The sequence below is a fragment of the Virgisporangium ochraceum genome, assembly GCF_016863655.1.
Classification (GTDB): Bacteria; Actinomycetota; Actinomycetes; order Mycobacteriales; family Micromonosporaceae; genus Virgisporangium; species Virgisporangium ochraceum.
The window spans coordinates 65578-77296 of the sequence record NZ_BOPH01000023.1; the positions used below are offsets into that span (position 1 = coordinate 65578).

The window sequence follows — 11719 nt, forward strand, 5'->3', positions numbered from 1 at the left end:
TTCTTGGGTGACGGAGATCCGTTCGCGATCGGGGAGGCGACAGAACGTGCCGGAGCCCATCCGGGTGACGCTGTGGAACGAGTTCGTCCACGAGCGCAAGGACGACAGTGTCCGGTCCATCTATCCAGACGGCATGCACGCGGTGTGGGAACAGGCGCTGCGCACCCATCTCGGCGACGCGGTGAGCGTCCGCACCGCCACGCTCGACCAGCCCGGGCACGGTCTCGGAGACGGCGTGCTGGAGAGCACCGACGTGCTGTTCTGGTGGGGGCACATCGCCCACGGCGACGTCGCCGACGAGGTGGCCGCCGCCGTGGCCGACCGGGTCCGCCGCGGGATGGGCCTGGTGGCACTGCATTCCGCGCACTACTCGAAGGTGTTCAAGCTGCTGCTCGGCACCACGTGCTCGCTGCGCTGGCGCAACCAGAAGGACCGCGAGCTGGTGTGGACGGTCGACCCGACGCACCCGGTGGCGCGCGGGGTCCCGTCGCCGATCGTGATCCCCGAGCAGGAGATGTACGGCGAGTTCTTCGACGTGCCGCCACCCGACGACCTGGTGTTCATCAGCAGCTTCACCGGCGGCGAGGTGTTCCGCGGCGGCTGCGGCTGGAAGCGGGGCTTCGGCCGGGTCTTCTACTTCAGCCCGGGCGACCAGGAGTACCCGGTGTACCACCACCCCGACGTGCAGCGGGTGCTGGCGAACGCCGCCCTGTGGGTCGCTCCGTCCGACATCCGCGGGAAGGCGTACACGGCCGACTTCAGCCCGACCGGGTGGTTCGAGTGACGGGGCCGCTGCGGGTCGGCGTCGTCGGCCTGGGATGGGCCGGACGCACGCACGCCGAGAGCTTCCAGGCGCACCCCGACGCCGAGGTGGTCGCGATCGCCGGCAAGGAGGGCGAGCTGGCCGCCGAGGTGGCGGCACGCCTCGGCATCCCGAACACCTACCCCGACTGGGCCGACATGATCGACGCCGGCGGGCTCGACGTGGTCAGCATCGCCACGCCGAACGCGCTGCACCTGCCGATCGCGGTCGCCGCGATGAAGTCGGGCCTGCACGTGCTGTGCGAGAAGCCGCTGGCCGCCGACGCCGAGCAGGCGGCGGCGATGGTCGCCTGCGCCGAGGAGACCGACCGCGTCCTGGAGACGGTGTTCAACCACCGCAACCGTGGCGACATGGCGCTGCTGCGCCGCATCGTCGACGAGGGCCGGCTCGGCGACATCTACTACGCCAAGGCCGCGTGGATGCGGCGGCGCAACTACGAGGTCCGCGGCTGGTTCGCCAACCGTGAGGCCGCCGGCGGCGGTCCGCTCATCGACCTCGGTGTGCACATGCTCGACATGCTGCTCACCGTGATGGGCGAGCCCGAGGTCACCCGGGTCACCGGCTCGACCTACGCGACGCTGGCCCCGCGCTGGCTCGAGGCGCAGGGCCGCGACCCCGCGGCCTGGCAGGTCGAGGACCTCGCCACCGGCATGCTGCACACGGCTGACGGCGCGACCCTCCTGCTGGAGGCCAGCTGGGCCGTGCACGGCCCCTACGCCGACGACGACATGAGCATCCACCTGCACGGGGCCCGGGGTGGTGCGAGCGTGCGGGTGCAGGACTACGTCGTCGGCCCGGTGCGCGTCTACCACGACGTGGCCGGCCAGCCGACGGAGTCGGTGGTGACCCCGGGCGCGAGCACCGGCCACCTCACGGTGGTGCGCGACTTCGTCGAGGTGGTCCGCGGTGGTGACTGGGACCGGCACCGCGGCCAGGCGGGGCTGAAGCGGTCACGGATCATCAGCGCGCTGTACGAGTCCGCCGCCACGGGCGCCGAGGTCCGCCTGTAGAGGTCTGGGCCAGGCCTGCCGGGTCACGTCGACGATCTCGCGCAGCGTCGCGTGGAAGTCGGCGTAGCGCTCCTCGCCGACGGCCCGCGCCCAGCGTTCACCGATGGTGCGGCTGAGGCCGCTGCCGGTGTCGAACAGGCGCCAGCCCCGCTCGGTGTAGCGGATGATGCGGGCCCGGCCGTCGGTCGGGTCGCGGTCGAGGCGGAGGTAGCCGAGGCGCTCGAGGTCGCGGAGCAGGTCGTTGGTGGCCTGCTTGCTCAGGTTCAGGCGCCCGGCCAGGTCGGTCGGGCGCAGGCCGTCGATCGGCGGGTATCTCAGTACAGGGCGGTGGACCTCGCGCAGGTCGTCGAAGCCGGCGGCGCGGAGCTCGGCGTAGAGCTCGGCCTGCAGCGCCTCCCACGCGATCCGCAGCAGCGCGCCCACCTGCGGTTCATACTCCCGGGGTTCCATGGTGCTTGACAGTGTAGTACGCCCAGCCGTACTTTTTTAGTACTGCGAACCGTACTATCTGGGAGACCCGCGATGACGTCACACGCCGAGATGGACCGCCTCATCGATCAGCACATCGCCGCGGAGATGGCGTCCGACTCCGCCGGCGCGGTGGCGGTCTACACCGACGACGTCGAGCACGACGTGGTCGGGTGGCCGACCGGCCCGGTCACCGGACCGGCGGCCGCGAAGAACTTCTACGACCAGCTCCTCGCCGCGTTCATCAACGAGGAGATGACCCCGGTGCGCACGGTCTACGGCGACGACCACTGCGTGGTCGAGCACCGCACCCGGGGACGCTTCCCGCACGGGTTCCTCGGCGCGCCGCCGAGCGACCGGCAGGTGGAGTTCCGCATGCTGCACGTGTTCGAGTTCCGCGGCGGCGCGATCAGCCGGGAGAACGTCTGGCTCGACGGCGGCGCGATCGTCGCCCAGCTCACGGCCGCGTGAGACACAGCGCGGCTCAGGGACGCGTGACCTGAGCCAGGGCGGCGCCCGCGGCGGCCGCCGCCACGCCGAGGGCGACACTGGCCAGCACGTACGTGAGCGCCCGCGCCCGCGGGAGACGCAGGGTCTCGTAGCTGAACGTCGAGTACGTCGTCAGGGCGCCGCAGAAGCCGGTGCCCAGCAGCGCCGCCGCCGACCGGTCCGCCGGCAGCGACACCAGGAAACCGAGCAGGAACGACCCGGCGACGTTCACCAGCAGCGTCCCCCACGGGAAGCCGGCGCCGACCCGGACCCGCAGCCAGCGGTCGACGAGGTACCGGGTCGGCGCGCCCACCGCCGCGCCCAGGGCGACCAGCAGCACCGTCACCGGGCCAGACGCCCCGTCACGGCCCTGCCGACCCACACCGCGGCCACGGCGGCGACGACCGTTCCGCCGAGGTATAGCAGCGGCGCGCCCCGCTGGACGTCGACCGCGTACGCCGAGAACGTGGTGAACCCGCCCAGCACGCCGGGCCCGACGAACGGCTGCAGGAGCGGCCGCTCGGCCACCAGCGGCATCAGCGCGCCGATCAGGAGACACCCGGCGACGTTGATGGCCCACGTGGTCCACAGCGACGGGAACGCCGACTGCAGCCCGTACCGGCCGAGGGCGCCGACCACCCCGCCGGCCGCGACCGCCACCACCGGAGCCCACCGCACCGACCCAGTATCGGCTCCTCCCGTGGGAGGAGGCGGTCGGACCCGCGGGCGGGTGTCCGCCGCCCGCCGGTTCACGACCGTGAAGGCATGCATCGTCCACTTGTCACCCTCGCCGGCGTGATGGCCGGCCTCGCCGTGTTCTCGCTCGTCGGCACCGTCGTCGACGACCGCACCGTGCTCGGCGTCAACACGTGGCTCAAGCCGCTGAAGTTCGGCGTCTCGTTCGCCCTCTACGCCGTGACCATGGCCTGGCTCATCGGGCGGCTCACGAGGGCGCGGCGGACGGCCTGGTGGGCCGGCACCGTGATCGCCGTCTTCGGGTTCCTCGAGGTGGCCCTCATCGCGTTCCAGGCCGCCCGGGCCCGGATGAGCCACTTCAACGCGACCACCGACCTCGACGACCGGGTCTTCACCGCGATGGGTGTCACGATCGCCTTCTTCTACGCGGCGACCCTGGTGGTCGTCGTGCTCCTGATGATCCAGCGTCCGGGCGACCGCGCGCTCACCTGGGCGCTCCGCCTCGGCCTGGTGATCGCCGTGGTCGGCATGGCGCTCGGTTTCCTCATGCTCGTTCCCACCGAGGCGCAGGTCGCGGCCGACACGGGGGTGATCGGCGCGCACAGCGTCGGTGTCGAGGACGGCGGGCCCGGGCTGCCGGTCACCGGGTGGAGCACCACCGGCGGCGACCTGCGCATCCCGCACTTCGTCGGCATGCACGCGCTGCAGGTCCTGCCGCTTCTCCTGCTGGCCCTGAAGCGGTTCGACGAGGTGACGAGGCTGCGCCTGGTGGTCGTCGCGGCGGCGGGCTATGTGGCCGTGCTGGCGCTGGTCACGTGGCAGGCGCTGCGCGGCCAGCCGCTCGTGCACCCGGATGCCGCGACGCTCGTCGTGGCCGGGCTGGTCGCGGCCGGCACCGCCGTCGGGGTCCTGGTTGCCGTCGGGGGACCGCGTGAGCACAGCCTTCGTGCCTAGGCTGAACGACGTGGTGACGCGCTGGGTGCCCCGGATGTTCGACGACCGGTTCGCGCGCGGGCGGATGGTCGTGCTGGGACTGGGCGGCGTCGCGTTCCTGGTGCTCCAGCGCGACGACCGGTACGAGCCGGTCGACTGGTTCTTCGCCGCGGTCGCGATCGCGCTGTGCCCGGTGGCGTGGCGCTGGCCGTTCGTCGCGTCGCTGGCGGGCTCGCTGACGTACGGGGTCGCCGCGAACGTCGGGGTGGCCGAGCCGATGGTGCCCGAGGTCGGTGCCACGTTCATGCTGCTGGAGGTGGCGCTGCGCGAGCCCGGCCGGCGCATCGGGATCGCCGCCGGTGGCATGGTGGCGGCGCACGTCGCCGACATCTTCCCGCATCTGCCGGGCGCGCTCGGCCACCTGGCCTTCGACCTGGTGGTCACCGTGGGGCTGCCGCTCCTGGTCGGCGCGAACATCCGGGGCAGCCGGCGGCTCGCCCGGCAGGCCGAGCACCGGGCGACCGCCGAGGCGCAGGCCGCCCGGGTCGGCGAGCGCGCCGCGATCGCGCGGGAGCTGCACGACCTCGTCGCGCACCATGTCGCGTCGATGGTGCTGCGGGTCGGGGTGGCGCGGCACGTGCTGCCGGTCGCCGACCCGCGCGTCACCGAGGTGTTCGACGACCTGCACGCCACCGGCACCACGGCCCTGGCCGACCTGCGCCGGCTCGTCGCGTTGCTGCGTGACCCGACGGCGGACGCGTCGGCGTACGCGCCGATCGACCCGGGTGCCCTGCCCGACGCGCTGGCCACCACCGTCGAGCGGGCGACCCGTGCCGGCCTCACCGTCGAGGCGACGATCGACCCCGCGGTGGCGACGCTCGACGCGGTGCGCGGGCTGGCCGTGCTCCGCCTCACGCAGGAGGGGCTGACGAACGTGGCCCGCCACGCGGGCGCGTCCGCGACGGCGACGCTCACGGTGCGGGTGCGCGCTGACGCGGTCCACTGGGAACTCACCGACGACGGCGGCCGCGGCGACGTTCTCGCGGTGCCCAACGGCGGGCCCGGGCACGGCCTGGTGGGGATGCGCGAACGCGTCGAGGTGCTGGGCGGGTCGCTGACCGCGGGGCCGAGCGGTGCCGGGTGGCGCCTGGCGACCGTGCTGCCGGCCGGGGTGGGCGCGTGATCCGGGTGCTGCTGGTCGACGACCAGCGGCTGGTGCGGGCCGGGCTGCGGATGCTGTGCGAGTCGGCGCCCGACCTGGAGGTGGTCGGCGAGGCCGAGAACGGTCAGCAGGCGATCCGGCTGGCCGAGCAGGTGGCGCCCGACGTGGTGCTCATGGACCTGCGCATGCCCCTGGTCGACGGCACCACCGCCACGACGCGGATCCGCGCCGCCCGCCCGTCGGTGCGCGTCGTCGTCCTGACCACGTTCGACGACGACGACCACCTGTTCCCGGCCCTGGCCGCCGGCGCCTGCGGGTTCCTCGTGAAGGACGCGGCGCCGTCGGAGCTGCTGGCGGCGGTGCGCACGGCCGCCGCGGGCGAGAGCCCGTTCAGCCCGTCGGTGCTGCGCCGCCTGGTCGACCGGGCGGTGCGGTCGCGGGAGCCGGCGCCGAGCACGCTGCCGGCGTCGGTGACCGCCCGGGAACGGGAGGTGCTCGCGCTGGTGGGCGCCGGCCTGTCGAACAAGGAGATCGGCGACCGGCTCCACCTGGGCGTCACGACGGTGAAGACCCACGTGACGAGCCTGCTGGCGAAGACCGGCGCGTCCAACCGCATCCGCCTCGCGCTGCTCGCGGTCGAGGCGGATCTCTGACACCGCCAGGTTGACAACCTCGCACTGTTCTAGAACTCTTAGCTGAAATCTAGAACAGTGAGGTGTGAGCATGAGCGACCTCCAGGTGCGGCCGCGCCCCGCGTCGATGGGCGAGCCCGCGGCGCGCGGCCGGTTCGGTGAGTTCGGTGGCGGGTACGTGCCCGAGTCGCTCGTGCCGACCTGCCACGAGGTCGAGGACGCGTTCCGGGACGCCTGGCGCGACCCGGGTTTCCGGAGCGCCCTCGACACGTTGCTGGCCGCCCACGCCGGTCGCCCCACGCCGTTGACCCCGGCGTGGCGGCTGTCCGCCGAGCTCGGCGTCACGCTGCTGCTCAAGCGCGAGGATCTGACCCACACCGGATCCCACAAGATCAACAACGTGCTCGGGCAGGCGCTGCTGGCCCGGCGGATGGGTCGCCCGCGGCTCATCGCCGAGACCGGTGCCGGGCAGCACGGCGTGGCCACCGCGACCGCCGCCGCGCTGCTCGGGTTGCGGGCGACCGTGTTCATGGGCGAGCGCGACGTGGAACGCCAGGCGCTCAACGTGTTCCGGATGCGGGTGCTGGGCGCCGAGGTCGTTCCGGTGCGCACCGGCAGCCGCACCCTCAAGGACGCCACGAGCGAGGCGATGCGGCACTGGGTCGGTGCGACCGCCGACGCGTACTACTGCGTCGGGTCGGTGGTGGGCCCGCACCCGTACCCGTGGATGGTGCGGGAGTTCCAACGCGTCATCGGCGACGAGGCGCGCCGGCAGTGCGCCGCCGAGCTCGGCAGCGGGGTGCCGGACCTCGTGGTCGCGTGCGTCGGCGGCGGGTCCAACGCCGCCGGCACGTTCGCCGGGTTCGTCGACACGTCGGCGCGCCTGGTCGGTGTGGAGGCCGACGGCGGCGCGAGCGTGAGCCGGGGACGCGTCGGCGTGCTGCACGGCGCCCGCTCGCTGTTCCTGCAGGACGACGACGGGCAGATCAGCGAGGCGCACTCCGTCGCGCCGGGGCTGGACTACCCCGGGGTCGGCCCCGAGCACGCGTACCTGCGCGACCTCGGCCGGGCGCGGTACCACACGGTCAGCGACGCCGAAGCGGTCGGCGCCGCGCTGCGGCTGGCCCGCACCGAGGGCATCATCCCGGCGCTGGAGTCGGCGCACGCGGTCGCCTGGGTGATCCGCGCGGCGGAGGCCGGCGAGCTGGAGCCGGGGTCGACGGTGCTCCTCACGCTGTCCGGGCGCGGCGACAAGGACCTCACCGCGCTGATGGAGCTGATGTGAACCGCAAACTCCTGATGCCGTACCTCACCGGCGGCCTCACCCCGGACTGGGCCGACCATCTGCGCGCGTTCGCCGACGCCGGCGCCGACCTCGTCGAGGTCGGGCTGCCGTTCTCGGACCCGACGCTCGACGGCGCCACCGTCCAGGAGGCCAACGCGGCGGCGCTGGCACGCGGCGCCACCGCCCGCGGCATCCTCGACGGGCTCACCCGGCTCGCGGCCGGCCTGCCGCCGCTGGTCGTGAGCACCTACAGCAACCTGGCGCTGCGCGACGGCTTCACCGCGGCGCTGGGCGCGGCGGGCGTCACCGGTCTGCTCGTGCCGGACCTTCCGCTCGACGAGGCCGACGCCCTCTCGGCCGCCGCCGCCGGCGCGGGTGTCGACCTCGCGCTGCTCGCGGCGCCGTCGACCCCACCGGAGCGGCTCGCGGAGATCGGACGCCGCAGCCGCGGCTTCGTCTACGCCGTGTCACTCATGGGAACCACCGGCGAGCGCGCGGAACTGTCCGGCTCGGCGGCGACGCTCGTCGGGCGGATCCGGGCCGCCACCGACCTTCCGGTGCTCCTCGGGTTCGGGGTCTCCACGCCCGCACACGCGGCCGCCGCCGCCCGCTGCGCCGACGGCGTCATCGTCGGCGCGGCCGTCGTGCGGCGCGTCCTCGACGGAGCGGGGCCGTCCGACACCGCGGCGTTCCTCGCTACGATGCGGCGAGCACTCGACGAGCTCCACGAGTTCCACGAGGAGGAGGGCCCGCCGTGACGCCGACGCCCGTGCCCTCGTCCGCGCCCTCACCTGCGCCCGGCGCGAGGTACCGGAGCATCGCCGCCGACCTCGCCGCGAAGATCCGGGCCGGGGTGTACACCGCGGGCGAGGCGCTGCCGCCCCAACGCGAGCTGAGCGCCGCGTACGGGGTCACGCTGATGACGCTGCGGCAGGCCCTGCGTCAGCTCAGCGACGACGGTCTGATCGTGCAGCGGCCGGGCCGGGGCACGTTCGTCGCCCCGCCGCACCTGGCCTACCAGCTGGGCGCGTTGCAGAGCCTCGCCGACGACCTGAAGAAGCAGGGACACGACGTGCGGACCACCGTGCTGTCGCGCGCGGTGCGACGAGCGCCCGCCGGCATCGCCACCCAACTGCGGGTTCCGGCCGGCGACACGGCGTTGCGGCTCGAGCGCCTGCGCGAGTTCGGCGGGCGGCCCGCGATCCACCAGGTCTCCTGGGTCCGCCAGCCGCACGCCGACCGGATCCGGGAGCACGACCTCGACGCCGTGCCGTTGTACGGCGCGCTCGCCGACGCCGGGGTGGCCGTGGCCCGCGCCACCGAGTCGATCCGGCCGGACACGCTCACCGCTGCCGTCGCGCGGCACCTGCGCGAGCCGGAGGGAAGCCCGGTCTTCGTCAGCGACCGGGTCACCTACACGCTCGACGGCGCGGCGGTCGTGGCCGACCGGGCCACGATCCTGGGCAGCATGATGGAGATCCGCACCGAACGGGCGGCCACCGGTCTGTCCCTGAACTGGGGCGCCGCCTAGGGATCAGTCGTCGTCGGCGCCTTCGCTGTCGCCGCCACCGTCAGTGTCGCCGCCACCGTCAGTGTCGCCGGCACCGTCACTGTCGCCGGCACCGTCACTGTCGCCGGCACCGTCACTGTCGCCGGCACCGTCACTGTCGTCGGCGCCCTCGAAGAGGTCCAGGCCCTCCAGTCCCGCGGCGCCGGCCAGCGCGAGCACCGCCAGCCCGGCGACGACCGCGAGCATCAGCCGGCGCCGCCGCCAGCCCGCGCCGTGCCGGCCCACCAGCAGCATCAGCCGCGTCCACGGTGCGCCCGGAAGCACCCGGCGGGCCCGGGGCAGGTCGAGCACCAGCGCGTCGAGCTCGTGCCCGTAGCGCGCCGCGTACGCGCGGGTGAGGCGCTCGTCGAGCTCGTCCATCGTCAGGTAGCCCTCGGCGGCCGCGGTGCGCAGGCGCTCGGAGGTCCGCTCGCGGTCGGCATCGGAGCACCGGACGCCCCCGGTCATCTGCACGTCTGTCATGCCCGCATGGTGCCTGATGGCAGCTGAAAGCACGCTTAAAGCGTCAGCCGCCGTCGGGGTCGAGGAGGTAGCCGGCGCCGCGGACGGTGCGGATCGCGGTGCGGCCGATCTTCCTGCGCACGTAGTTGACGTACACCTCGACGATGTTCGGGTCACCGTCGAATCCCGCGTCCCAGACGTTCTCCAGGATCTGCGTCTTGCTGACGGCCACGCCGGCGTTGCGCATCAGGAACTCGAGCATCGCGAACTCCCGCGGCGTCACCGCCACCGGGGTGCCGGCCCGGCTCACGCGGCGGGCGGCCGGGTCGACCTCGAGGTCGCCGGCGGTCAGCACCACGGGCCGCTGCGGCGCGCCGCGCCGGACCAGTGCCCGCAGCCGGGCGAGGAGAACGGGGAACGAGAACGGTTTCGTGAGGTAGTCGTCGGCGCCGAGGTCGAGCGCGTCGACCTGGTCGTACTCGCCGTCCTTGGCGGTGAGCACGAGCACCGGCGTCCACACCTCACGCGCGCGCAGCTGCCGGCACACCTCGTAGCCGTTGAGCCCGGGCAGCATGAGGTCGAGCACGATCACGTCGTAGGCGCCGTGCGGCGTCTCGGTCGCGGCCCACAGCCCGTCGACGCCGTCGGCCGCCACGTCGGTGGTGAACCCCTCCGCGGCCAGTCCGTCGCGGACCGTCGCGGCGAGGTTCTCCTCGTCTTCGACCAGCAGCACCCGCATGAGCCGACGGTAGCGGGATTTCAGCGCTCCTTCAGGTCGTAGCCCGTACAGTGCCGCACCATGCGGTCTCTGCGTCCCCGGTCCGGTGTCCGGTTGCGGTCCGCGCTGGCCGCGGCCGCCGTCGTGGCGGCGGCCACGGTGGTGACCGGGGTCGCGCTGGTCGTCACCGCCCGGCTGCTGCTGGCGGACCGGGTCGACAGCGCCACCGCCGAGCGGGCCGCCCGGGTCTCCGCGATGGTGGGCGGTGCGACGGACGCCGACCTCGCCGCCGCGGTGCGCTCGACGCCCGGCGACGACATCGTCGTCCAGGTGCTCGACCCGTCCGGTGCGGTGCTCGCGGCGTCGGCGTCGGTCGCCGGCGCGGGACCGGTGTCCCCGCTGCGCCCGGCGGCCGGTCGCATGGCCCGGGAGGGCCGGGACGTCGACGAGGACGAGTTCCGCGTCGTGGCCGTGGGCGTCGGCCGGCCCGACGGCACCTACGTGGTGCTGGCCGCCGGCTCGATGGACGAGGTCGACGACGGCACCGAGGTCGCCGGCACGGCCCTGCTCGTCGGCCTGCCGCTGCTGACGCTCGTCGTGGGCGCGGCGACGTTCGTGTTCGTGGGGCGCGGGCTGCGTCCGGTCGAGGCGATGCGCCGGGAGGCCGCCGCGATCAGCGCGACCAACCTGCACCGGCGGTTGCCGGTCCCCGACTCCACCGACGAGATCGCCGCGCTCGCGACCACGATGAACACGATGCTCGACCGCATCGAGACCGCGACCGCCGCGCAGCGCCGGTTCGTCGCCGACGCCAGCCACGAGCTGCGCAGTCCACTGTCGACGATCCACGCCGGTCTCGACATCCTGTCGGCGGCGCCGCTGCCCGACCACGCCGCCGCGCAGGTGACCCGCATGCACCGCGAGAGCGGCCGGATGGCCCGGCTGATCGACGACCTGCTGCTGCTCGCCCGCGTCGACGAGTCGGGGCTGAACGTACGCCGCGACGACGTCGACCTCGACGACCTCGTGCACGCCGAACGCGACCGGATCACCGCGTCCCGCGCCGATCTGCGGGTCGACGTGCGCGCCGCGCCGGTGCGCGTCACCGGCGATCCGCACCACCTGCAGCGGATCCTGCGCAACCTCGCCGACAACGCGGCCCGGCACGCTCAAACCACGGTGACCATCACGCTCGCGGAGACCGCCGGCGCCGCCACCATCGTCGTCGCCGACGACGGACCGGGCATCCCCGAGGCCGACCGGGAGCGGGTCTTCGACCGGTTCGTCCGCCTCGACGAGGACCGCTCGCGGCAGCGTGGCGGCGCCGGGCTGGGCCTCGCAATCGCGCGGGAACTGGCCGCCGCGCACGGCGGAACGGTGAGCGTCGCACCGGCGTCCGGCGGCGGCGCCGAGTTCCAGATCACCCTGCCGAAGCCGTGATCGACCGGCCGGGTCCCGCGATACTGGTCGGGCCCGCCAGCCCCACCGAGCA

Annotated in this window: 15 protein-coding genes; 10 read left to right on the forward strand and 5 right to left on the reverse strand. The window is 74.0% G+C overall.

Annotated elements, in window-relative coordinates; all coding sequences use genetic code 11:
* Nucleotides 1-46: 46 nt before the first annotated feature.
* Nucleotides 47-784 (forward strand): ThuA domain-containing protein, encoded by a 738-nt coding sequence (locus tag Voc01_RS10565; protein WP_203927149.1) that lies wholly within the window; start codon nucleotides 47-49, stop codon nucleotides 782-784.
* Nucleotides 781-1833, forward strand: a complete 1053-nt coding sequence (locus Voc01_RS10570) for a Gfo/Idh/MocA family protein (RefSeq protein WP_203927150.1) — start codon at nucleotides 781-783, stop codon at nucleotides 1831-1833. The genes Voc01_RS10565 and Voc01_RS10570 overlap by 4 nt, the downstream gene beginning before the upstream one ends.
* Here the strand turns inward: Voc01_RS10570 and Voc01_RS10575 are convergent.
* The gene (locus Voc01_RS10575) at nucleotides 1774-2283 is read right to left on the reverse strand and encodes a MarR family winged helix-turn-helix transcriptional regulator (RefSeq protein ID WP_203927151.1); all 510 of its coding nucleotides are present in this window, start codon (nucleotides 2281-2283) and stop codon (nucleotides 1774-1776) included. The genes Voc01_RS10570 and Voc01_RS10575 overlap by 60 nt on opposite strands.
* Before the next feature lie 72 nt (nucleotides 2284-2355).
* Here Voc01_RS10575 and Voc01_RS10580 point away from each other — a divergent pair, with 72 nt between their 5' ends.
* Nucleotides 2356-2772, forward strand: a complete 417-nt coding sequence (locus Voc01_RS10580) for an ester cyclase (protein ID WP_203927152.1) — start codon at nucleotides 2356-2358, stop codon at nucleotides 2770-2772.
* A gap of 13 nt (nucleotides 2773-2785) precedes the next feature.
* On the opposite strand, the gene crcB is transcribed toward Voc01_RS10580, so the two are convergent.
* Nucleotides 2786-3136, reverse strand: coding sequence for a fluoride efflux transporter CrcB (crcB, locus tag Voc01_RS10585; RefSeq protein WP_203927153.1), 351 nt, complete (start codon nucleotides 3134-3136; stop codon nucleotides 2786-2788).
* The gene (locus Voc01_RS10590) at nucleotides 3133-3468 is read right to left on the reverse strand and encodes a fluoride efflux transporter FluC (protein ID WP_239160099.1); all 336 of its coding nucleotides are present in this window, start codon (nucleotides 3466-3468) and stop codon (nucleotides 3133-3135) included. The genes crcB and Voc01_RS10590 overlap by 4 nt, the downstream gene beginning before the upstream one ends.
* A gap of 87 nt (nucleotides 3469-3555) precedes the next feature.
* On the opposite strand from Voc01_RS10590, the gene Voc01_RS10595 reads away from it, so the two are divergent.
* The 6 genes from Voc01_RS10595 (at nucleotide 3556) to Voc01_RS10620 (ending at nucleotide 9029) form a co-directional block, all read left to right on the forward strand.
* Entirely contained in the window at nucleotides 3556-4440 is an 885-nt protein-coding gene (locus Voc01_RS10595) for a hypothetical protein (RefSeq protein ID WP_203927155.1), read from the forward strand.
* A complete protein-coding gene (locus Voc01_RS10600; protein ID WP_239160100.1) occupies nucleotides 4433-5602 on the forward strand; it encodes a sensor histidine kinase in 1170 nt (389 codons plus the stop codon). Before Voc01_RS10595 ends, Voc01_RS10600 begins: the two co-directional genes overlap by 8 nt.
* The gene (locus tag Voc01_RS10605; RefSeq protein WP_203927156.1) at nucleotides 5599-6234 is read left to right on the forward strand and encodes a response regulator; all 636 of its coding nucleotides are present in this window, start codon (nucleotides 5599-5601) and stop codon (nucleotides 6232-6234) included. Before Voc01_RS10600 ends, Voc01_RS10605 begins: the two co-directional genes overlap by 4 nt.
* A 70-nt stretch (nucleotides 6235-6304) precedes the next feature.
* On the forward strand, nucleotides 6305-7498 hold the full coding sequence (trpB, locus tag Voc01_RS10610) for a tryptophan synthase subunit beta (RefSeq protein WP_203927157.1): 1194 nt from the start codon (nucleotides 6305-6307) through the stop codon (nucleotides 7496-7498).
* A complete protein-coding gene (gene trpA / locus Voc01_RS10615) occupies nucleotides 7495-8256 on the forward strand; it encodes a tryptophan synthase subunit alpha (protein ID WP_203927158.1) in 762 nt (253 codons plus the stop codon). Before trpB ends, trpA begins: the two co-directional genes overlap by 4 nt.
* Nucleotides 8253-9029: a GntR family transcriptional regulator gene (locus tag Voc01_RS10620; protein ID WP_239160101.1), complete on the forward strand. Its 777-nt coding sequence runs from the start codon at nucleotides 8253-8255 to the stop codon at nucleotides 9027-9029. The genes trpA and Voc01_RS10620 overlap by 4 nt, the downstream gene beginning before the upstream one ends.
* Before the next feature lie 3 nt (nucleotides 9030-9032).
* Here Voc01_RS10620 and Voc01_RS10625 read toward each other — a convergent pair whose 3' ends face one another.
* Nucleotides 9033-9530 (reverse strand): DUF1707 SHOCT-like domain-containing protein, encoded by a 498-nt coding sequence (locus Voc01_RS10625; protein ID WP_203927159.1) that lies wholly within the window; start codon nucleotides 9528-9530, stop codon nucleotides 9033-9035.
* Nucleotides 9531-9573: 43 nt separating this feature from the next.
* On the reverse strand, nucleotides 9574-10248 hold the full coding sequence (locus tag Voc01_RS10630) for a response regulator transcription factor (RefSeq protein ID WP_203927160.1): 675 nt from the start codon (nucleotides 10246-10248) through the stop codon (nucleotides 9574-9576).
* Between the two features lie 60 nt (nucleotides 10249-10308).
* On the opposite strand from Voc01_RS10630, the gene Voc01_RS10635 reads away from it, so the two are divergent.
* Complete coding sequence (locus tag Voc01_RS10635; protein ID WP_203927161.1) at nucleotides 10309-11667, forward strand: sensor histidine kinase; 1359 nt, start codon at nucleotides 10309-10311, stop codon at nucleotides 11665-11667.
* Nucleotides 11668-11719 lie beyond the last annotated feature (52 nt).

Excerpts from the sequence above, each read along its gene's own strand:
- Voc01_RS10575 (WP_203927151.1), bottom strand. The coding sequence starts at position 2,283 with ATGGAACCCCGGGAGTATGAACCGCAGGTGGGCGCGCTGCTGCGGATC.
- Voc01_RS10580 (WP_203927152.1), top strand. The coding sequence starts at position 2,356 with ATGACGTCACACGCCGAGATGGACCGCCTCATCGATCAGCACATCGCC.
- Voc01_RS10595 (WP_203927155.1), top strand. The coding sequence starts at position 3,556 with ATGCATCGTCCACTTGTCACCCTCGCCGGCGTGATGGCCGGCCTCGCC.
- trpB (WP_203927157.1), top strand. The coding sequence starts at position 6,305 with ATGAGCGACCTCCAGGTGCGGCCGCGCCCCGCGTCGATGGGCGAGCCC.
- Voc01_RS10625 (WP_203927159.1), bottom strand. The coding sequence starts at position 9,530 with ATGACAGACGTGCAGATGACCGGGGGCGTCCGGTGCTCCGATGCCGAC.
- Voc01_RS10630 (WP_203927160.1), bottom strand. The coding sequence starts at position 10,248 with ATGCGGGTGCTGCTGGTCGAAGACGAGGAGAACCTCGCCGCGACGGTC.
- Voc01_RS10635 (WP_203927161.1), top strand. The coding sequence starts at position 10,309 with ATGCGGTCTCTGCGTCCCCGGTCCGGTGTCCGGTTGCGGTCCGCGCTG.